This is a genomic window from Pseudomonas kairouanensis (assembly GCF_004682055.1).
Classification (GTDB): domain Bacteria; phylum Pseudomonadota; class Gammaproteobacteria; order Pseudomonadales; family Pseudomonadaceae; genus Aquipseudomonas; species Aquipseudomonas kairouanensis.
In genome coordinates, this window is the sequence record NZ_QUZU01000068.1 from 1 (window position 1) to 21,307 (window position 21,307).

17 protein-coding genes are annotated in these 21,307 nt (G+C 62.2%); 5 read left to right on the forward strand and 12 right to left on the reverse strand.

The window, feature by feature from the left end; all coding sequences use genetic code 11:
* Positions 1-99: 99 nt before the first annotated feature.
* From DYL59_RS29570 to DYL59_RS29585, 4 genes are read right to left on the reverse strand one after another with little or no spacing between them, the layout of a single operon-like run.
* The gene (locus DYL59_RS29570) at positions 100-510 is read right to left on the reverse strand and encodes an SRPBCC family protein (protein ID WP_135292332.1); all 411 of its coding nucleotides are present in this window, start codon (positions 508-510) and stop codon (positions 100-102) included.
* A 55-nt stretch (positions 511-565) separates the two neighbouring features.
* Complete coding sequence (locus DYL59_RS29575; RefSeq protein ID WP_135292333.1) at positions 566-1,861, reverse strand: NAD(P)/FAD-dependent oxidoreductase; 1,296 nt, start codon at positions 1,859-1,861, stop codon at positions 566-568.
* Positions 1,858-2,946, reverse strand: a complete 1,089-nt coding sequence (locus DYL59_RS29580; protein WP_135292334.1) for a polyamine ABC transporter substrate-binding protein — start codon at positions 2,944-2,946, stop codon at positions 1,858-1,860. Before DYL59_RS29580 ends, DYL59_RS29575 begins: the two co-directional genes overlap by 4 nt.
* Before the next feature lie 23 nt (positions 2,947-2,969).
* Positions 2,970-4,328, reverse strand: a complete 1,359-nt coding sequence (locus DYL59_RS29585) for a glutamine synthetase family protein (protein ID WP_135292335.1) — start codon at positions 4,326-4,328, stop codon at positions 2,970-2,972.
* A gap of 129 nt (positions 4,329-4,457) precedes the next feature.
* Here DYL59_RS29585 and DYL59_RS29590 point away from each other — a divergent pair, with 129 nt between their 5' ends.
* Positions 4,458-5,345, forward strand: coding sequence for a helix-turn-helix domain-containing protein (locus tag DYL59_RS29590; protein ID WP_135292336.1), 888 nt, complete (start codon positions 4,458-4,460; stop codon positions 5,343-5,345).
* Between the two features lie 130 nt (positions 5,346-5,475).
* On the opposite strand, the gene DYL59_RS29595 is transcribed toward DYL59_RS29590, so the two are convergent.
* The 3 genes from DYL59_RS29595 to DYL59_RS29605 are packed head-to-tail and all read right to left on the reverse strand — an operon-like array spanning position 5,476 to position 8,599.
* Positions 5,476-6,579: an acetoin dehydrogenase dihydrolipoyllysine-residue acetyltransferase subunit gene (locus DYL59_RS29595; RefSeq protein ID WP_135292337.1), complete on the reverse strand. Its 1,104-nt coding sequence runs from the start codon at positions 6,577-6,579 to the stop codon at positions 5,476-5,478.
* Positions 6,576-7,595 (reverse strand): alpha-ketoacid dehydrogenase subunit beta, encoded by a 1,020-nt coding sequence (locus DYL59_RS29600; protein ID WP_135292338.1) that lies wholly within the window; start codon positions 7,593-7,595, stop codon positions 6,576-6,578. Before DYL59_RS29600 ends, DYL59_RS29595 begins: the two co-directional genes overlap by 4 nt.
* Positions 7,596-7,621: 26 nt before the next feature.
* The gene (locus DYL59_RS29605; RefSeq protein WP_135292339.1) at positions 7,622-8,599 is read right to left on the reverse strand and encodes a thiamine pyrophosphate-dependent dehydrogenase E1 component subunit alpha; all 978 of its coding nucleotides are present in this window, start codon (positions 8,597-8,599) and stop codon (positions 7,622-7,624) included.
* Positions 8,600-8,897: 298 nt separating this feature from the next.
* Here DYL59_RS29605 and DYL59_RS29610 point away from each other — a divergent pair, with 298 nt between their 5' ends.
* Complete coding sequence (locus tag DYL59_RS29610; RefSeq protein WP_135292340.1) at positions 8,898-10,760, forward strand: sigma-54-dependent Fis family transcriptional regulator; 1,863 nt, start codon at positions 8,898-8,900, stop codon at positions 10,758-10,760.
* 132 nt (positions 10,761-10,892) lie between these two features.
* Here the strand turns inward: DYL59_RS29610 and DYL59_RS29615 are convergent, their stop codons facing one another.
* Positions 10,893-11,672 (reverse strand): acetoin reductase, encoded by a 780-nt coding sequence (locus DYL59_RS29615; protein WP_135292341.1) that lies wholly within the window; start codon positions 11,670-11,672, stop codon positions 10,893-10,895.
* A gap of 194 nt (positions 11,673-11,866) precedes the next feature.
* Between DYL59_RS29615 and DYL59_RS29620 the strand changes: the two genes are divergently transcribed.
* The gene (locus tag DYL59_RS29620) at positions 11,867-14,017 is read left to right on the forward strand and encodes a TonB-dependent siderophore receptor (RefSeq protein ID WP_135292342.1); all 2,151 of its coding nucleotides are present in this window, start codon (positions 11,867-11,869) and stop codon (positions 14,015-14,017) included.
* On the opposite strand, the gene DYL59_RS29625 is transcribed toward DYL59_RS29620, so the two are convergent.
* The 3 genes from DYL59_RS29625 to DYL59_RS29635 form a co-directional block, all read right to left on the reverse strand.
* The gene (locus tag DYL59_RS29625; RefSeq protein ID WP_135292343.1) at positions 14,018-14,455 is read right to left on the reverse strand and encodes a carboxymuconolactone decarboxylase family protein; all 438 of its coding nucleotides are present in this window, start codon (positions 14,453-14,455) and stop codon (positions 14,018-14,020) included.
* 98 nt (positions 14,456-14,553) lie between these two features.
* Positions 14,554-15,999 carry a mechanosensitive ion channel domain-containing protein gene (locus DYL59_RS29630; protein ID WP_135292344.1) on the reverse strand — a complete coding sequence of 482 codons (1,446 nt, stop codon included), beginning with the start codon at positions 15,997-15,999 and terminating at the stop codon, positions 14,554-14,556.
* Positions 16,000-16,117: 118 nt separating this feature from the next.
* On the reverse strand, positions 16,118-16,984 hold the full coding sequence (locus tag DYL59_RS29635; protein ID WP_135292345.1) for a pirin family protein: 867 nt from the start codon (positions 16,982-16,984) through the stop codon (positions 16,118-16,120).
* A 180-nt stretch (positions 16,985-17,164) separates the two neighbouring features.
* Between DYL59_RS29635 and DYL59_RS29640 the strand changes: the two genes are divergently transcribed.
* Together DYL59_RS29640 and DYL59_RS29645 are read left to right on the forward strand one after the other, a co-directional pair.
* Positions 17,165-17,908 (forward strand): response regulator transcription factor, encoded by a 744-nt coding sequence (locus tag DYL59_RS29640; protein ID WP_135292346.1) that lies wholly within the window; start codon positions 17,165-17,167, stop codon positions 17,906-17,908.
* A 20-nt stretch (positions 17,909-17,928) separates the two neighbouring features.
* Positions 17,929-19,248, forward strand: coding sequence for an ATP-binding protein (locus DYL59_RS29645; protein ID WP_167496735.1), 1,320 nt, complete (start codon positions 17,929-17,931; stop codon positions 19,246-19,248).
* Here the strand turns inward: DYL59_RS29645 and DYL59_RS29650 are convergent.
* On the reverse strand, positions 19,245-21,185 hold the full coding sequence (locus tag DYL59_RS29650; protein WP_135292348.1) for a TonB-dependent receptor domain-containing protein: 1,941 nt from the start codon (positions 21,183-21,185) through the stop codon (positions 19,245-19,247). The genes DYL59_RS29645 and DYL59_RS29650 overlap by 4 nt on opposite strands.
* Positions 21,186-21,307 lie beyond the last annotated feature (122 nt).

Sequence of the window (21,307 nt, forward strand, 5' to 3'; positions counted from 1 at the left end):
CGCGAATGCGGTCTGTCAGCAACAGATAGGTTGACTGACCCACCGCATTCGCGAGCAAGCCCGCTCCCACATTAGACCTGCATTGCCTGGTGGATTGGGTTAGAAGTTAGCCCGCAGCGCCTCAACCCCACCGTTGTAAACACCCGCAAACAACTCTTCCACCGCCGCCTCCGTCACACCCGGCACCGGGGTGAACACGCCAGACCAAGTCACCTTCGCCGACGAATCGGTCAACGCCTCAACCTGCAGCGTCGCCAGGTAGGCGCTCACCGGAAACGGCGACTCTTCGATGGTGTAGCTGTAGGTACGCCCAACGTTATCAAAGCTCTGCAAGCGCTCGACAATGACGGCACCGTCGGCGGCTTGCAGATGACGCACGCGGCCGCCCTCGCCTGGCTCGCTCTTGACGATCAACGGCAGCCATTTGGGCAGGTCGTTGAAACCGCCGACCAGTTCCCAGACCTTGTCAGCGGATACCGGGATTTCGATTACTGCGGATGCTGTTGGCACGTTGAATCTCCAGAAGTCGTAGGAAAACGTCGCCCAGCCTGCCATGCATGGCCCATCAATGCATCATTTCCCGCAACCGATACCACAACATCCCCAACGCCAGCAGCGGGGAACGCAAGGCCTTGCCGCCTGGAAACGTCATGTGGGGCACCTGGCTGAAAATATCCAAGCCCTGGCTTGCGCCAGCATGAATGCCCTCAGCCAACAGGCGTGCGCACCAATGGGTCACGTTCAGCCCATGCCCGGAATAGCCCTGGGCGTAAAACACATTCGGGTACTGCTTCAAGCGCCCCACCTGGGGAAACCGATTGGCGGTGATACCGATCTTGCCGCCCCATTGGAACTCAATGGCGGTATTGGCCAATTGCGGGAACACCTTGAGCATTTTCGGCTGCATATACGCGGCGATATCCACCGGATCACGCCCGGAGTAATGGCAGGCGCCGCCGAACAGCAGGCGCCGGTCGGCGGACAACCGGTAGTAATCCAGGCCGACTTTCTGGTCGCACAGCGCCAGGTTCTTGGGGATCAATTCATTCGCCAATGCCACCGACAACGGCTCGGTGGCGATGATATAGCTGCCCGCCGGCAACACCTTGCCGCTCAGGCGCGGCTCCAGTTCTTCAAGGTGCGCATTGCAAGCCAGTACCAGGCTGGCTGCGCGCACCGAGCCGCTGGCGCAGCGCACCTGCACCGTGTCGCCGTGAATCAGTTCCAGAACTTCAGTGTGCTCGAAAATCCGCACACCCAGGGACTCAGCCACCTGCGCCTCCCCCAGCACCAGGTTCAGCGGGTGCAGGTGCCCGGAGCCCATGTCCACCAGGCCACCGGCATACACCGTCGAGCCCACTACCTGCGGCAGGTCCTGCGGCCCCACCAGGCGGGTTTCATGGGCATACCCCATGGCCGCCAGGTGTTGCTGCTCGCCTTGGAACGCGGCGAACTGCGCCGGGGTATTGGCCAGCTCGCAAAAACCCCAGCGCAGGTCGCAGTCGATGCCGTGGTTGCGGATACGCTCACCCACCAACGCCACCGATTCGACCCCGGCCTGCTCCAGGTAGCGCACGCCCTCCTCGCCCACGTACTTGGCAAACCCCGACACGTCGTGGCCGATGCCGCGAATCAATTGCCCGCCGTTGCGCCCGCTGGCGCCCCAACCGATACGGCGGGCCTCCAGCAGGACCACCGAGAGCCCGCGCTGGGCCAGTTCGATGGCGGTGTTGACGCCGGTAAAACCACCGCCGATCACACACACGTCGACGCTCAGGTCACCGCCCAACGCCGGCCGTTGGGTCATGGCATTCGCCGAAGCGCGGTAGTAAGACCGGGCGTGGTCGCTGGACTGCATCATTTGTTGGTCTTCACTTTGCTCCAGGCGCGGGTCATCAGGCGCATGGTCGCCGGTGTGGGCGTGGTGGAAATATAGAGTTTGTCGAGCACCTCCTGGGGCGGGTACACCTCGGGGTTGTTCACCAGCTCAGGGTCCATAAAGGCCTTGGCCGCTGGGTTGGCATTGGCATAACCCACCGAGGCGCTGACCTTGGCGATCACCTCGGGGTCCAGCAGGTAGTTGATGAATGCATGGGCTTGTTTGGGGTTGCTGGCATCGGCCGGAATGGCCAGCAGGTCGAACCACAGGTTGGAGCCTTCCTTGGGAATCGAGTAGGCGATATTTACACCGTTCTTGGCTTCCTTGGCGCGGTTGGCCGCCTGGAACACGTCGCCCGAATAACCGAAGGCCACGCAGATATCACCGTTGGCCAGGTCCGAGATGTACTTGGACGAATGGAAATAGGTGATGTACGGGCGCAGCGTCAACAGCTTGGCCTCGGCCTGTTTGTAGTCCTCGGGGTTCTCGCTGCGCGGGTCCTTGCCCATGTAGTTGAGGATCGCCGGGAACAGCTCGTCCGCCGAGTCGAGGAAGGCCACGCCGCACTGGTTGAGCTTCTTGATGTTCTCTGGCTCGAACAGCACCGCCCACGAGTCGATATGGTCGATGCCCAGCACCTGCTTGACCTTGTCAACGTTGTAGCCGATGCCGTTGGTGCCCCACAGGTAAGGTACCGAGTGCGCATTGCCGGGGTCGTTCTTCTCCAGCAGTGCAAGCAGCTTGGGGTCGAGGTTCTTGAAGTTGGGCAGTTGCGAACGGTCGAACTTGAGGAACGCACCGGCTTTCACCTGGCGCGCCAGGAAGTGATTGGACGGCACCACCACGTCATAGCCGGTGCGCCCGGCGAGCAACTTGCCCTCCAGGGTTTCGTTGGAGTCGAACACGTCATAGATCGGCTTGATCCCCGTCTTGGCCTGGAAGTCTGCCAAGGTGGTTTCGCCGATATAGTCGGTCCAGTTGTAGATGCTCACCGTCGGCGCTGCCTGGCTGACGCTACTGAATGCGGCTACCAGGGCCAGCGGGAGAAGCTTGTTCGCAAGACGCATATCGACACCCCTTTTATGGATTTTTAAACGCTCAACAGCAGGAACTCACGCTCCCAGGAACTGATCACACGCTTGAAATTCTCATGCTCGGCGCGCTTGACCGCGACGTAGCCGCGCACGAACTTGTCGCCCAGGTACTGCTTGACTGTGTCGCACGCTTCCATCCGCGCCAGGGCGTCCTCGATGGTGATGGGCAAGCGCAGGTTGCGCCGCTCATAGGCGCGGCCTTGCACCGGTGCACTGGGTTCGATCTGCTCGACCATTCCCAGGTAACCACACAGCAGACTAGCGGCAATCGCCAGGTATGGATTGGCATCGGCGCCCGGCAGGCGGTTTTCCACGCGCATCGCGTCGGGGCTGGAGGTGGGCACGCGCAGCCCGACGGTGCGGTTTTCTTCACCCCACTCCACGTTGACCGGGGCCGAGGTGTCCGGCAGGAAGCGGCGGAACGAGTTCACATTGGGTGCGAACATCGGCAGCAGCATGGGGATGTACTTCTGCAGGCCGCCGATATGGTGGAGAAACAACGGGCTCATCTTGCCGTCGGCATCGACGAATACCGGCTTGCCAGTGGCGATGTCCACCACGCTCTGGTGCAGGTGCATGGCGCTGCCCGGCTCGTCGGCCACCGGCTTGGCCATGAAGGTGGCGGCCACGTTGTGCTTGAGCGCAGCCTCGCGCAGGGTGCGCTTGAACACGGTGATCTGGTCGGCCAGGTCCAGGGCGTCGCCGTGGCGGAAGTTGATTTCCATCTGTGCCGGGCCGTCTTCGTGGATCAGCGTATCAAGGTCCAGGCCCTGGGCTTCGCACCAGTCGTAGACGTCTTCGAACAAGGGGTCGAATTCGTTGGCGGCATCGATGGAGAACGATTGGCGGCCAGTCTCAGCGCGGCCAGAGCGGCCCACTGGGGTTTTGAGCGGCAGGTCCGGGTCTTCGCAGCGCTGGGTCAGGTAGAACTCCATTTCCGGCGCGACAATCGGCTGCCAGCCCTGGTCGGTGTAGAGCTGCAAGACCTTCTTGAGCACATTGCGCGGCGACAGCTCGATAGGGTTGCCCTGTTTATCGAAGGTGTCGTGGATCACGATCGCCGTAGGCTCGATGGCCCACGGCACCACATAGGTGGCGTTGGCCACCGGGCGGCACACCATGTCGATATCGGCCGGGTCCAGCAGGTCGTAGTAGATGTCGTCGTCGACAAAGTCCCCAGTCACCGTTTGCAGCAGCACACTTTCCGGCAGGCGCATGCCTCGCTCATGCAGGAACTTGTTGGTGGGTGCAATCTTGCCGCGGGCGATGCCAGTCAAATCACTGATCACGCATTCGACTTCGGTAATCTTGTGTTCTTTCAGCCAGGCGGACAGCTGATCGAAGGGGGCGTTCATAAGGACCTCGTCATGGGTGCCCGGCTTGTATTGCCGGCGCATTGAGGTCTATCTTGGGCCGGCCGTGTAACGGCATCTATCCACTTTGCACGCAGCACAACGCACCATTAGAGTGCGCACGGGTATTCCATGACACAGGCAACCGCCTTGCGCGTACAGGCCTTTACCACCGGGGATGTGGCCACCCAATGCAGTGCGACACCCGGCTGGGTGCAGCAGTACCAGCAGATGTCCCCGGGGCATTTCGCCGGGCACATCCGCTACCTCGACCTGCAAGGCGTGCAGGTGTACGAAGAATGCATGAACACCCGCGTCGAGCAGCACTTCAATGCACCACCGGGCTCCCTGGCGTTCTGTTTCGATGGCAGCGACAACGCGCTGTATCTGCTCAATGGCGAGAGCCGCAACACCTGGATCACCCCGGAAAACTACCGCGAAGTGGCCGTGGTGTTCGGGCCGCAATTCGTGCAGCGCCATGGGCTGGACGTGGCCAAACTCGAAGGCCTGTTCATGGCGCCCTTGAGCGGCCAGCAGAACGCGCTGTTCACCCGCTGGCTCAGCGGCACGCTGACGCGCTTGTCCACGGCCATCGACCCGGTCGCCCTCACCCAGCAACTGCTGGACGACTGCCTGTTTATCCTCGACAACGCTTGCGTGGGCCTGGACCACAGCTCATTGCAAAAGCGCAGTGAAGAACGCCGGTTGATGGCGCGCATTGGCGAATGGGCAGCGGACGCGCCGGACGAGACGGTCAACCTGCTGGCGCTGGCGCAGATTGCCGGTGTGCCGTTGCGCCAGTTGCAACAGGGCTTCAAGACCTACACCGGGATGAGCCCGGCGCAGTGGTTGAGATTGCGCCGGCTGAATGGGGCGCGGCGGGAGTTGTTGGGGGCCAGCGATACCACGGTGGCTGAGGTGGCGATGAATTGGTCGTTCTGGCATTTGGGACGGTTTTCGAACAGTTACCGGGCACTGTTCAAAGAGCTACCGAGCGAAACCCTGAAACGTCACTGTTAGAACGCGGTTAAACATGTGGGAGCGGCGGTGCGACGATTCGACTTGCTCGCGAAAGCGGTGTGTCAGTCGACGAATGTGTATCTGATCCACCGCTTTCGCGAGCAAGCCCGCTCCCACATTTGGATCTCCATCAGGCTTGGGATTTGAGGAAAGTCGCCATCAGTTGGTTCACCTGCTCCGCCGCCTCCAACTGCACCATATGCCCCTGCCCCGGCAGCACCTCCACCAGGGCCTCCAACCCCTGCGCATGGCGTACCGGGATGACTGCATCATCACTGCCCCAGATCACCAGGCTCGGCTGGCGCCCCACCACATGACGCACATCCACCTTCTGCTGCCCACCTTCAAACAACGCGGTATTGAGCTGGCGCAACGCCTGATCCACCCCTTCCAAACGCTTGAACTTGAGCATGTCCTCCAGCATCTGCCGCGTTACCAACGCCGGGTCGCTGAACAGTTGGGTCAACTGCGGCTTGAGCGCATTGCGGTTGTTGGCCTCCGCAAAGCCTTGTAGGTAATCACCATTGATATCGGCCCCCAGGCCAGCGCTGGCAATCAGGGTCAGTGAGGCCACGCGTGCGGGGGCCTGGTCGGCTACTGTCAGCGACACCAGCCCGCCCATGGAATGCCCGGCCAGGTGCACGCGCTCCAGTTTCAGGTGATAGAGCAGGTCCAACACCGCTTGGCTCAGTTCCTTGGCATCGCCGCTGTGCAGTTGCTTGCCCGACTCGCCATGCCCCGGTAAATCCAGGGCGATCACCCGGCGTTCGGCGGCCAGCGCCGGTTGGTTGAACAGCCAGTTGTTCAAATCGCCACCGAAGCCGTGCACCAAAACCAGCGGTGTACCGCCTTCGCCCAGGTCGAGATAGCGCAGCAGGCGCCCGCCGATCTCGACTTTCTGCGCACTCGGGCCGCTGGCTTCAGCCTCGGCCGTATTGGCGACAAAACCGGCGTTGAAACTGTCGATCACTGCATCGATTTCCGCCTCGCTGGCGTCACCTTCTACGACGATCCCCAGCAGCGCCCCCACCGGCAACGTTTCATCACTCAACGCCAACACCCGGCGTAGCACGCCACTGAACGGCGCTTCCACACTGCTGGAGATTTTGTCGGTCTCCACATCCAGCACTTCCTCGCCCTTTTCCACCCGGTCGCCGGGTTGCTTGAGCCAGATATCGATGCGGCCCTCGGTCATCGACAGCCCCCACTTGGGCATGGTCAGGGTATGGATCATGCGGCATTCCTCTTGTCGGCGATCTTGCGCACCGCGGCCTCGATCTTCGCGGCGTTGGGGATGTACAGGTCTTCCAGCGCGTCGGAGAACGGCACCGGCGTATGGGGCGCGGTGACCATTTGGATCGGCGCGCGCAGGGACGCAAACGCCTGTTGCGCCACCAGCGCACTGATGTCAGTGGCAATGGAGCAACGCGGGTTGGACTCGTCGATCACCACCAGGCGTCCGGTTTTCTCCACGCTTTCCAGGATGCTGTCTTCATCCAGAGGGCTGGTGGTGCGCAGGTCCAGCACCTCGCAGTCAATGCCCTGGCGCGCCAGGTTGGCGGCGGCTTCCAGGGCGATATGCACCATGCGCCCGTAGGTCACCAGGGTCACGTCCTTGCCTTCACGCACAAAGTTGGCTTCGCCGAAGGGCACGGTGTACAGCTCCTCGGGCACCTCGCCTTGAAGGCTGTAGAGCATCTTGTGTTCGAGGAAGATCACTGGGTCGTTGTCGCGGATCGCCTGGATCAGCATGCCCTTGGCGTCGTAGGGCGTGGCCGGGCACACCACCTTCAGGCCGGGAATGTGGGTCCACATCGAGGTGAGCATCTGCGAATGCTGGGCGGCGGCGCGCAAGCCGGCGCCGTACATGGCGCGGATCACCAGGGGCGTGGTGGTCTTGCCGCCGAACATGTAGCGGAACTTGGCCGCCTGGTTGAGCAACTGGTCGAGGCAGCAGCCGATAAAGTCGACGAACATCAATTCGCACACCGGGCGCATGCCTCGGGTAGCGGCGCCCACAGCCATGCCGACGTAGCCGACTTCGGACAGCGGCGCGTCCAGCACGCGGTCGGGAAACTGCGGGTACAGGCCCTTGGTCACGCCGAGTACACCGCCCCAAGCGTCTTGCTCACCAGGGGAACCGGTGCCGCCCGACACGTCCTGGCCGATAATGAACACGCTCTGGTCACGGCGCATTTCCTGGGCCAGGGCTTCGTTGATTGCCTGCTGGTAGCTGATTTTGCGAGCCATAGGATTCTCTCCGGATATTGTTGTTATTAGGGGTAGGCGACGTAGACATCGCTGAGCAGGTCAGCGGCCTGGGGCTTGGGATCGGACTTGGCACGGCGCACGGCGTCTTCGATCAGCTGCGCGACTTCACCGTCGATGCGTTCGAATTGCGCCGCCTCCAGCCAGCCTTCGGCGTTGCAGCGTTGGCGGAACAGCGCCAGGCAGTCGGCGCTTTCGCGCAGGTTCTTCACCTCATCGGGGCCGCGATAGGTTTGGGCATCGCCCTCGAAGTGGCCGTAGAAGCGGCTCAGTTTGACTTCCACCAAGGTTGGGCCATCGCCTTTGCGCGCACGTTCAACGGCCACACCCAGGGCCTGGTGCACGGCGAAGAAATCATTGCCGTCGACAATCACCCCCGGCATGCCAAAGCCCACGGCGCGCTCGGCGATGTCCTTGCAGGCCACCGACCAACCGGAGCCGGTAGCCTCGGCATAGCCGTTGTTTTCGGCAACGAACAGGCACGGCAGCTTCATGATCGCGGCCAGGTTCATCGCTTCGAATACCGCGCCCTCATTGGAGCCGCCGTCGCCAAAAAACGCCACGGCCACGCCCTGACTGCCCTTGAGCTTTGACGCCAGCGCGGCACCTGCGGCCAGCGGTGCTCCGGCACCGACAATGCCGTTGGCACCGAGCATGCCCTTCTCCTGGTCGGCGATGTGCATGGAACCGCCCTTGCCGCCGCACACGCCAGTCTTCTTGCCGTAGATCTCGGCCATCATGCCGAACACATCCACGCCCTTGGCGATGCAATGGCCGTGGCCACGGTGGTTGGAGGCGATGCAGTCTTCATCGTTGAGGTGGGCCATCACCCCCGCAGCGCTGGCCTCTTGGCCCGCATAGAGGTGCACGAAACCAGGGATCTCGCCGGTGGCGAATTCCACATGCAGGCGTTCTTCGAAATCACGGATGGTGCGCATCACGGTGTAGGCATGCAGCAATTGATCGGTGGTCAGGTGAGTGGACATCTTGTTGTTCTCCAGGTTGTCTCGACGCACAAAAGGCTGATGGTGTTCAGCTACAAGGCCTTCAGCACAGCCTGTGCCAAGGCCTGAAAAAACCTGGCAAAGCCTTGACCCAGAGCAGTTGTCGCACTGCCCTGCCCTGCACAGAATGAGACGGGCCATTGCAACTCGCAGGCGGCGTCTCAGCCACAATGAGACGCTGCGTCTCAGGCCGGGCTGTTGGTCAGGCCGAACTTGTCCCGCGCGCCCCATGCGCGCTTAATGGCGGGCATAACAACAAAGATCGAGAACCGGAGGCCTTATGCTCGCCGCGAACTCCAGAGAGCACGTCGACTGCGTCAGTCGCGTGGTCCGCAATGCCGATCGCCTGCCCCAGGCGCCGGTGCCATCGCTGATCTTCGACTCGTGGCGACGCTCCATGGAGCAACACCACCTCGACCCCGGTTCCCTGCAGGGGCCGCGCATCCTCACCGAACCCTTGCTCAAGGAATGCCGCGAGCGCGCCGAACTGTTCATGCGCATCGCAAGCGAGGCTGTCGGCCAACTGCACCACCGCGTGCGCCAGGCTGATTACTGCGTAATGCTTACCGACGCCCAGGGCCAGACCATCGACCACCGGGTGGACACCGCGATTCGTAACGACTGCCGCAAGGCCGGGTTGTACCTGGGCACTTGCTGGTCGGAAGCCGAAGAAGGCACTTGCGGCGTGGCCACGGTGCTCACCAGCAAAGCCGCCGTGACCGTACACAAGCGTGATCACTTTCGTGCGGCGTTCATCGGCCTGACCTGCTCCGCCGCACCGATCTTCGACCCACAGGGCAACCTGCTGGGGGTGATGGACGCCTCCGCACTCAAGTCCCCGGATGACCGGCGCAGCCAGCACCTGGTGCGCCAGATGGTGGCGCAAAGTGCCGAGGCCATCGAAAACGCCTTCTTCATGCACAGCGCCCGCCAGCATTGGGTGCTGCAAGCCCACAGCACACCGGGCTACGTCGATAGCCAGCCCGACCTGCTGCTGGCCTGGGACCAGGATGGACGCCTGCAAGCGTTGAACAGCAAGGCACGCCAGGCCCTGCGCCTGCGCTTTGGCCAGGTACCGGCGCATATCGGCGAAGTGTTCGACCTGGATGCGTTGCGTGCCGTCACCGATCAATCCGCCCAGCAACTGCATTGGCTGGGGGAAGCTGGAACGCTGCACGTACGGGTCAACGCACCTCGTCGCAAGCCGGCGCAGGCGGCTTTGACCCCTTTGGTGGATGCCCGCGTGGAAGAACACCTGCGCCTGGCCGTGCGGGTCAAAGACCGCAACCTGCCGGTGCTGGTACAAGGCGAAACCGGCGCAGGCAAGGAAGTGTTCGCCCACCAGTTGCATGAACGCAGCGCTCGTCGCACCGGCCCATTTGTGGCGGTGAACTGTGCAGCTATCCCTGAGAACCTGATCGAGAGCGAGCTGTTTGGCTACGTGGCCGGGGCGTTTACCGGCGCGTCCAGCAAAGGCATGCCAGGGCTGCTGGTGCAGGCGGATGGGGGCACCTTGTTCCTCGATGAAATCGGCGACATGCCCCTGGGCTTGCAAACTCGCTTGCTGCGGGTGATGGCCGAGGGCGAAGTAGCACCGTTGGGCTCAGCGAAAACCCGCAGCGTGAACATCCAGATCATCGCCGCCAGCCACCGCGACTTGGCCGCATTGGTGAGCGAAGGCCGCTTTCGTGAAGACCTGTACTTTCGCCTCGGCTGTGCGCGCTTCTGCCTGCCGCCGTTGCGTGAGCGCACCGACAAGCTGGCGTTGATCAATCGTTTGCTGGAGCAGGAAACACGCAACAGCGGGGTCTCGGTGGGTATCGGCCAGGCCGCGCTGGCGTTGCTGCTGGGGTATGCCTGGCCGGGCAATGTGCGGCAACTGCGGCATGTGTTGGCGTATGCGTGTGCAGTGTGTGAAGGCGGCACGGTGCAGGTGGCGGATTTGCCGGTGGAGGTGCGGGGGGAGCAGATTGAGGAGTTGGTTGAACAGAGCGTGAGTCCGGAACGACAGAGGGTGCTGGATGCGTTAATTCGCCATCGCTGGAAGCCCTTGCCGACCGCGCAGGCGCTGGGAATCTCCCGAGCAACCCTCTATCGCCGGGTCAACCAACTGGGCATCGACATGCCCAACAAAACCACCTGACACCGTGGGATCAAAAATGTGGGAGGGGGCTTGCTCCCGATAGCGGTATGTCAGGCAATGAGTTGTTATCTGATCCTCCGCTATCGGGAGCAAGCCTCCTCCCACATGGTGTTGCATTTCACAGTTGAGATCTCAGCGGTAGACGAGACCGCCATCGATCAGCGGCGCCTGCCCGGTCATGTAGTCCGCATCCGGCCCAGCCAGGAATGACACCAACCCCGCCACATCCTCCGGCGTTTCCGCCCGGCCCAACGCAATGCCATCCACATACTTCTTGTACGTCGCCCCCACCTCAGCGCCGGTAATCTCGGCCATGCGCTTGTCAATTTCCACCCACATATCGGTGCCGACCACGCCAGGGCAGTAGGCGTTCACGGTGATACCGGCGCTGGCCAGTTCCTTGGCCGCCGCCTGGGTCAACGCCCGCACGGCGAACTTGGTAGCCGAGTACACGCCGAGCAACGCAAAGCCTTCATGGCCAGCGATGGAGCAGGCATTGATGATCTTGCCCTTCTGTTTCAGCGCCTTGAACTTCTTGCCGGCTGCCTGGATGCCCCACAACACGCCCTGCACGTTGATGCCCAAAGTACGCTCAACCTGCTCCGGGCTCACGTCCAGCAGCGAGTCGATCTGCGCAACCCCGGCGTTGTTGACGATGATGTCGAAGCCCCCCAGGGTTTGGTGGGCGTGTTCCACCGCTGCTACCACCTGCTCGCGCTTGGACACATCGGCGATGAATACCGAGGCCTTGCGCCCCAGGGCCACCACTTCGGCCGCCACGGCTTCGAGCTTGGCGCCATTGATGTCCACCAGGGCGATAGCGGCGCCGTCTTGTGCCAGGCGCAACGCAATGGCCCGGCCGATGCCTTGCCCGGCGCCGGTGACCAGCGCAACTTTTCCAGCAATAGCCATGACAATCTCCTGCATTCGATGAGGGAAGCCTTGTCTATCGCAGGTCTATGCCTTGGCTGTCGAGGCGCAACCGGATTGGCATGAAGGCTGAGACGGGCTGTCTCAAGCCGCGAATCATTCTCGAAAACTTGTAAAAGTGCGCACTTATGCCTAGCTTATGCGCCCCCCGCCCTGCGCTTTAAGGCCCTGCCCCCATGGTTTTGCGTTTTCGTCCCGTTGTCACTTCACGTGTTGCCCTTGGCCTGCTGCTCAGCGGCGGTATTGGCAACAGCTTTGCGGCTGAGCTGGTGCTGCCCGAGGTCAAGGTCCAGGGCCAGGATGAATCCGGCTACCGCAGCGACACCGCTTCGGTGGCAGGCTTTGGCGAAGCACCACTGCTGGACACGCCCGCCTCGATCACGGTGCTCAATGCCGCACTGATCAAGGACCAGCAAGCGCGCTTGCTCAGTGAAGTGCTGCGCAACGACGCCTCGGTGGGCGACAGTTATGCGCCCATCGGCTACTACGAAAACTTTGTGGTGCGTGGTTTCTCGCTGAACGCGGCGAGCAGCTACAAGATTAACGGGCGCACCATTACCGGCGAGCAGAACGTGGCGCTGGAAAACAAGCAGCAAGTGGAAGTGCTCAAGGGCCTGGCTGGTTTGCAAAGCGGGATTTCCGAGCCCAGCGGCGTGATCAACTACGTGACCAAGCGCCCGGAAGATGTACGCTCGGTGACGGTAGCCACCGATGACCGGGGCACTGGCTACATGGCCGCCGACGTGGGCGGCTGGTTTGGCAGCGAGCAGCAGTTCGGCTTGCGCGCCAACGTCGCCCATGAGGATCTGCATTCCTATGTAGAACATGCCAACGGCCAGCGCGACTTCCTGTCCCTGGCCTTCGACTGGAACATCAGCCCCGACGCCGTGCTGCAACTGGATGCCGAATACCAGAACAAGCAACAGCGTTCGGTGCCCGGCTACCAGCTGTTGGGCGGCACCGACGTACCCAACGATGCCTCGCCGAAAAAACTGCTGGGGCACCAGAGCGGCTCCAAGCAGGTGGGGATTGATTCGCTGAACCTCAACGGCAACTTCGAGTACCGCTTCAGCGACCAGTGGAAAGGCAACGTGAGCGCCGCCCGCAGCAAGGTGGTGATCGACGACTACAGCTCGTTTGCCTACGGTTGCTTTTACGTGACCGGCTGCGAGGCCGCCACCTTCGGCCCTACGGGCGACTACGACGTCTACGACTACCGCAGCCCCGACGACACCCGCCGCGACGACGAAGTGCAGGCGGCCATGACCGGGCTGTTCGAGGCGGGAGGCCTGGGCCATGAACTGACCTTCGGCACCAGCGCCTTTCGCCGCGTAGTGGACAAGCGCAAGTCGGTCAACGAATACATCGGCAGCACTAACATCAATGTCGATGCGCCCACCTTTACCCCTACTGACGTGCCGCTGAACGACAAGCACCGCCGTCTCGACAGCCGCCAGTACGGCCTGTTCGTCACCGATCGCATCCGTTTTAACGAACAATGGCAAACCATCATCGGTGGCCGCGAAGTGCGCCTGGATGAAAAGGCCTTTGATAAAGACGGCAATCAGGAACGCCACACCCAAACCTACGAATTCCTGCCCCAGGCATCGTTGATCTACAAACCGGTGCAAAACGTGTCGCTGTACACCAGCTACAGCAAGGGCTTGTCCCTGGGCGGTGAAGCCCCATGGACCACCAGCAACGACGGTGAAACCCTGGCCCCCACGACCTCACGCCAAATTGAAGCCGGAGTGAAATACGACTGGCGGCGCATCAGCTTCGCAGCCGCGGTATTCCAAACCCGCCAGGCTTATCAATACGCCAAGCCGAACGGCCCGGACGCGTTCATCTACGTGCAACAGGGCGAGCAGAAGAACACCGGTGTGGAGTTGTCGGCCAATGGCTGGGCCACCGAGCGCTTGCAGATCGCGACCAGCGTGGCAGCGATTCGCGCACGGGTCACCGGCAGCGGCACCCCGGAATACGAAGGCCACCAGGCGATCAACGTGCCTAAGCTGCGGGCCAGTGTGTATGCCGATTATGCGTTGCCCTGGGTGAATGGGCTGGCGGTGCTGGGCGGCGTGCAATACAGCGCCAAGAAGTACGCCGACCGTACCGGCAACGTGGAGGTGGGGGATTACGCGGTGGTGAACGTGGGCAGCCGCTACACCACCAGGGTGGACGGCTATGAAACGGTGTTTCGCCTCAGCGTCGACAACCTGTTCGACAAGCGCTACTGGCGCGACGTGGGCGAATACATGGGCGATGACTATCTGTTCCAGGGCGCGCCGCTGACGGCACGCCTGAGTGCTTCGGTCAACTTCTGATTACTTGGGCATCTTGCGGAAACCCACCGCCAGACGGTTCCAACTGTTGATGGTGGCGATGGCTACGCTCAGGTCGATCTGTTCCTGGGCGCTGAATTGCTCGGCCAGGGCGTTGTAGTCTTCGTCCGGGGCGTGGGTGTGGCTGATCAGGGTCAGGCTCTCGGCCCAGGCCAGTGCGGCACGTTCACGCGGGGTGAAGAACGGGGTTTCACGCCAGGCCGACACGGTGTACAGACGACGCTCGGTTTCACCGCCCTTGCGGGCGTCGGCGGTGTGCATGTCCAGGCAGAACGCGCAGCCGTTGATCTGCGAGACGCGCAGGCGTACCAGCTCCAGCAGCGGCAGTTCGATGGACAGTTTGCCCACGGCGGCTTCCAGGGCCAGCATGGCTTTCATGGCATCGGGGGAGGCGGTGTAGAAATCGGTACGGGTTTGCATGGGATAACTCCAGAACGGTGGGGATTGGTGACTAGGTTAGTCACCGCACCGCTCGGGAGAAATATCCAATTCTGGCTAAGAACAGGTGACCAATCCGTCTACAGCCCGCGCTTGCGCAGCCACTGCAGGAAGCCCTTTTTAACCGGCACGGCGGGTGCCTCTTGAGTCAGCGCCTGGGCCGCATGCACGCGGAAGTCCAGCAGCGCCTTCATCGCCTCGCCGATGTCATGCCGTGCGTCCAGGCAAGGCTTGAGGTATTCCTTTTCGATGCGGTACAGGGTGCAAAAGGTCTTGGCCGAAAAGTCCGCCAGCGCGGCCTGGTCGGACAGGATGCCCGCCTCGCCAATCACTTCGCCCGGCCCCATGCGCCCGGCTTCGAATTTGTGCCCGTCCTTGATCAGCCCCACCGAAACCACACCGGTCTCGACGATAAACAAGTGATCGCTGACCTCCCCCGCCGGCAGGATCATCTCGCCGGTGCGGTAGGTGTGCAGGGTCATGTTCTGGCTGAAGGTCTCTTTCTCATCCTGGCGCAGGGTGGAGAAAATCGACGAACGTTCCAGCAGGGCGCGGGCGGCGCTCATGGCCGGTGGCGCGCTGTTTTCGGTGGCCGACAACAGGCTTACACCCGCCGCCTGCAGATGACGAAAGGCCAGGTCGTAAAGTTGGTTGCGCACTTCGCGCTTGAGGGTCATGGCCGGGACGAAGCCGCTGATTTCGTATTCCACACCACCGCTGGCGCAGGTCTTGAACGCCACGCTGGGCGCCGGGGTGGACAGCAACGGCCGGCAACCCTGCATCGCCCGCTCCAGGGCCTCGATCACCGTTTGCGGGCGCGCATGGGGGCTCACTTGCAGGCTGACGGCCAGGCCGAACATATCCGCCGGGCGCGAAAAGTTGATGATCTTGGCCTTGGCCGCCAGGGAGTTGGGAATCACCGCCATGCTGCCTTGGGAGGTTTGCAGGCGCGTGGCGCGCCAGTCGATATCCGTGACCCGGCCTTCGGTGCCGTCGATGGAGATCCAGTCATCCAGTTGGTAAGGCTTGGTGGTGTTGAGCACGATCCCGGAAAACACATCGCTGAGGGTGCTTTGCAATGCCAGACCGACAATGATCGCCACCGCGCCAGAGGTGGCGAGTACGCCCTTTACGGGCAGGTCGAGCACATAGGCCAGGGCGGCGATGATTGCAATCAGGAAGATCACCGCGCCCATCAAGTCCTGCAACAGCCGCCCGGTGTGCCCGACCCGCTGCATCATCAACGCACCAAGCAACACCGTCAGCGTACGCGCTGCGAACAACCACCAACCGATCTGCAATGCCGTGGCGGCCATGTGCAGGGCGGTGTTGTCGGCGTAAGGCGCCACCAGCATGGGGTTCATGCCATCGTTGAACAGCACGGCGCTGAACACCGCAAAAATCACCAGGCGCGCAGCGAGCTTCCAGTTGGCGAGGTTGACCGAGATAAGGCGCCAGACGGCGATATCGATGAAAATCAGCGCCAGGGCGCAGAGCATCGGGTGTTCGGAGATAAATGACGGCATCCAGGCGACTCCAGGGCGAATGCGCAGAAGATCGCATGAAATGGGGATGGCGGGTATAGCGCAGAGCAAAATGTGGGAGCGGGCTTGCCCGCTCCCACATTGGTTTTGCGATTGGCCGTTATTCTTGCATCTGCCCAAACCGCCCCGACTGAAAGTCCTCAAACGCCTGATGAATCTCCCGCTCGGTGTTCATCACAAACGGCCCATGCCCCACGATGGGTTCATCAATCGGTTCGCCACTGAGCAACAGCACCTTGGCATCGTCATTGGCCTCAAGGCTGATCTGGCTGCCATCGCGTTCAAACAACACCAATTGCCCTTGGCGTGCCACTTCCTCGCCATTGACCAATACCGTGCCGCGCAGGATTACCAGGGCGGTGTTGCGCCCGGCATGCAGGTCCAAGGTGGCTGGCTTGCCGGCGTTGAGGCGCAAGTCCCACAGGTCAATCGGGGTAAAGGTGCGTGCCGGGCCTTGTGCACCAGCGAATTCACCGGCAATCAGCCGCAGGTGCCCGGCGTCGTTGGCCAGCGCCAGCACCGGGATGTCGCCGTCGACGATGGTCTGGTAACCGGCATCGGCCATTTTGTCCTTGGCCGGCAGGTTGACCCACAGCTGCACCATCTCCAGCGCACCGCCTTTACGGGCGAAGGCTTCGGAGTGGAACTCTTCGTGGATGATGCCGCGGGCGGCGGTCATCCATTGCACATCGCCTGGGCCGATGATGCCGCCACCGCCAGAAGAGTCGCGGTGTTCGACTTCGCCGTCGTAGACGATGGTCACGGTTTCAAAGCCGCGATGGGGGTGTTGACCTACACCGCGACGTTGCTCGGTGGGGGTGAAATCGGCTGGGCCGGCGTGGTCCAGCAGCAAGAATGGACTGATGTGTTTGCCCAGGTTGTCGTAGGAAAACAGCGTGCGCACCGGAAAACCGTCGCCGACCCAATGGCCACGGGGACTGGTGTAGATGCCGATGAGTTTTTTCATGGTAATCCTCCAAAGTGGATACACCTTAAATCCCATGACAATTAAGCGCTAGACGGCAAAATCGCCCCAGATCGTTCCACTGATGGAACGGCATACCGGCGAATAGCCACAAAAACCGCGTTAATGATAATGACTCGTAGTAATATCCACCCTCTCCCGCTCAACCTTTCGAGGGCTGCAATGCCGTTTGCCGCAGCAACTGTCGCACCGCGCGTGCTGGTGGTGGATGACCACCGCAAAATCCGCGAGCCCCTGGCCACCTATCTGCGCCGCCACACCTTTGAGGTGCGCACCGCCGAAGACGCCGCGGGCATGTGGCAATTGCTCAAGACCCAGGCGTTCGACGTGGTGGTGCTGGATGTGCTGCTGCCGGACGGCGACGGCTTTGAGCTGTGCAACCAATTGCATCGGCGCAGCAACACGCCGGTGATTTTGCTGACCGCCCGCGACAGCGCCGCCGACCGCATTCGCGGGCTGGACCTGGGGGCTGACGATTACGTCACCAAGCCTTTCGAACCCCGTGAACTGGTGGCGCGCATCAACAGTGTGCTGCGCCGTCAGGGCCGCAACACCGGGCCCGCCGCGCCCAGCAGTGGCGTGCGTGCCTACCGGTTTGCCGACTGGCAGTTCAGCGTAGCCAATGCCCTGTTGCTGCGTGACGACGGTCAGGCCATTCCCCTCAGCACAGCCGAAAGCCGCTTGTTGCAAGTGTTCCTCGAACACCCCAACACCCTGCTGCCCCGTGAACGGCTGATTGACCTGACGGCCGCCGCCGACAGCGACGTGAGTGACCGCGCCATCGACCGCCAGGTCAGCCGCCTGCGCCGCAAGCTGGCCCAGGGTGACGACACGCTGGACCTGCTGCGCACCATCTGGGGCGGTGGTTACCTGCTGGCGGCCGATGTCAGCCCATGCGCGCCCTGAAGCGGCTGTGGCCGCGCACGCTGGCACGCCAACTCAGCGTGCTGTTGCTGCTGGCGTTGTTGGCGTCCAACGCCATTGCCATGCTGTTTTTGCAACGCACCGGCAGCCTTATCCACCCGTTGTCCCGCAGCTTCAGCCTGGAACGCCTGGGCATCGCCCATCACACCGCTATCGACCTTCCCTCTGATGAAACCGCACACCTGCTGGCTGCGATGAGTACCGGTGAAACACGTTTCTGGATTGCCCCCACACCGGAAGTCGCGCCCTTTGAGCGGCGCCCGGAAGAACAACGCCTGGCCAACGAACTGCGCAACCAACTGCAACTGGATAACGCTGACAGTATCGGCATGCAGTTGGAGCGCGTCAGCGGTGCAAACGCCCGAACCCATGTGTTCAGCCCCGCCGGTTGGGCACCGTTGCGCCTGCGCAGTAGCGTAAAACTGCCAGACGGGACCTTCTTGAACGCTGTGCAATACCCCGCCGGCGCCTACGAATGGGGTCGCGTCCTGGCCTACAGCCTGCCGGTCACCACCCTGCCGGTGCTGTTGATCGTGATGTTTTTTATCGCCCGCGTGGTGCGCCCGGTGAAAACCCTGGCCCAGGCCACCGAGCGGGTAAGCCGTGGCGAATGGATCGCGCCGCTGCCAGAGACCGGCCCCCAGGAAGCCCGCGACCTCACCGCCGCCTTCAACACCATGCAGGCCAACCTGGCGCGGCATGTCGAAGGCCGTACGCGAATGCTCGCGGCCGTCAGCCATGACTTGAATACCCCCATCACCGAACTGCGCCTGCAAGTGGAGTTGCTGGAGCCCGGCGAAGGCCGCGATGACATGCTCGAAAGCCTCGCCGAACTGAGTGCGATGGTGCGCGAAACCCTGAACTTCGTGCGCGATGACGCCGTGCAAGAGCCCACCACAACGCTGTCCCTGAGCGGGCTTCTGGATGACCTGGCCAAGCGTTATCAACGCTTGCAGCAACCCGTCACCTGGCACGGTGCGCCGCCACTGAGGTTGACCTGCCGCCCACTGGCACTCAAACGCGCGTTGACCAACCTGATCGACAACGCTCTGCACCACGGCGGCAGTACCGAGATAAGCCTGGCCCGACAGGACGACGGCTGGCTGTGCGTAGAGATTCTCGACCACGGCCAGGGCCTGCCCGAAGACTGGCTGGCCAAGGTGTTCGAGCCCTTCGTACAACGGAGCGCCAATGACGGTGGCGTGGGGCTGGGCCTGGCGATTGCACGCTCGTGCATCCAGGCCCATGGCGGCGAGTTGGTGCTGGAGAACCGCCCGCCGGCCGGCCTGTGCGCGGTGGTGCGCTTGCCCGCAGCGCTTTAGAAGTTGAGCGTGGCGCCCATCCACAGGGTGCGACCGTAGTTCACGGTGCCGTAGGTTTCATCATCCAGGCGCTTGTCGGTGAGGTTATTGAGGGAGGCATTGAGGGTGAGCGAGTCGGTCGCGTCAAACGAGCCACCGAGGTCGGCGGTGGTGTAGCCCGGCGCAGGTTCATCGGTGGTAATGGTGTTGCCGGTTTCTTCGCCGTAGTAGCTCAGCGACGCCCAGGCCTGGGTGCGGTCGTTGATCGTCCATTCGGTGCGCACATTGGCTTTTTGCTCGGGTGTGAGTGCCAACGGTGCACCCTTGTTGGCACCGCTTTTTTGTTCCGAATCGGTGTAGGTGTAGTTGGCCTTGAGCAGCACGCTGTCGTTGATGTCCCATTGGCCGTTGAGTTCGACACCCTGGATGATCGCCTTGTCGACGTTGACCCGCTCCATGATGGTGTAGCCGTTCCACATGCGGTCGGTGGTGACGGTGGAGAGCTTGTCCTGAAAGTCGTTGTAGAACAGCGTCACGCCGCCCGACAGGTTGTCGCGGTTGCTCCACAGTGCCGAGACTTCATAGTTGGTGCTGGTTTCGGGCTTAAGGTCGGGGTTGCCGAACATCACGAAGCGGTTGCGGCGCAGGTAGGCGTAGTCCTCGACCACGGCGCGCAGTTCCGGGGCCTTGAAGCCACGGGCGATACCGCCTTTGAACGTCCACTCATCCGTGGCACGCCACACGCCGTAGACACGCGGGCTGACGTGGGCGCCGTACTCTTCGTGTTCATCCAGGCGCAAGCCGGTGGTGAGGGCAAAGGTGTCGGTGACCGACCATTCGTTCTCGGCAAACAGGGCTTTTTGTACGACCGAGAACTTATAGTCCACGCGGTCACCCAGGCCCTGGTTCCAGTCGGTGAGTTCGCTTTTGTTCCACTGCACACCCACGGTACTGACGTTATGGGCGCTGGGCAGCACCAGCTTGGCGTCGAACACGGTGTTCTTGATCTCGGGTTTGCGCCCGTAGATATCGGTTTGCGCCGGTGTGGCCTTGCCTTCTCGGGTGGAGGTTTCCTGGGACAGGGCGATGTCGGAGGTGGCCCAGCCCCAGCGACCTTGATGGGACAACGACCAGTGATCGCGGTTGTTTTCCTGCTCGCGGGTGGCCCAGTTGGCGCTGGTGCCGTCGCCGTTTTTCAGGCGGGTGGCGCCGGCTTCCAGCAGGATGTCGTGGTCGACGGTGGGGGTGAAGGCCAGGCGTGCGGTGAGGTCACGATGGTCGGCCTTGCTGAAGCCGTTGGTTTGCTCGATGTCATCGTCCGCCTGGCGGTCCAGGTAACGGCCCCACACCTGCAAGCCGAGGAAGTCCTCCTTGAGTGGGCCGCTGAGGTAGAACTGGGTCTGGCGTGCGTTGCCCTGGTCGCTGTGCTGGCGGGCCGAGTAGTCGTAGCCAATGGAACCGCCCCAGGTGGGCGAAACCTTGCGCGTGATCACGTTGATCACCCCGCCAATGGCGTCCGAGCCGTACAGCGAAGACATCGGCCCGCGTACCACTTCAATGCGTTCGATGGCGGCTGCCGGCGGTACGAAGCTCTGCTCGTAGCCACTGTTGCCGTTGACCCGCGACTCCCGCGCGCTCTGGCGTTTGCCATCGACCATGATCAGGGTGTAATCGGCCGGCATGCCGCGGATGGAGATGTCGGTTTCGTTGGCGCCGCCGTTGACTGTCACACCTTCCACATCACGCACGGCATCCCCCAGGTCGCGGTAAGACTTGCGGCGCAGTTCTTCGCCATCAATAACTGTGACCGAAGCCGGTGCGTCTTCAACGCTTTGCGCATAACCGGCTGCCGTGACCACGACATCGTTGAGTTCCAGGGTTACGGGTTCGTCGGCGTAGGCATTGAAGTTACCAGCGACCAACAGCGCCAGGGGTGTGAAGCGAAAAGCAGGAAGCATGGGCGTGGACCTTAGGATTGGACTCAAAAGAGAATCGTAATCATCTGGCTCCGAATAACTTGGACAAAGTGTGACATCCACTCAAGAGCCCCCGCCGCCCCCAAGCCATATGCAGATCAAAA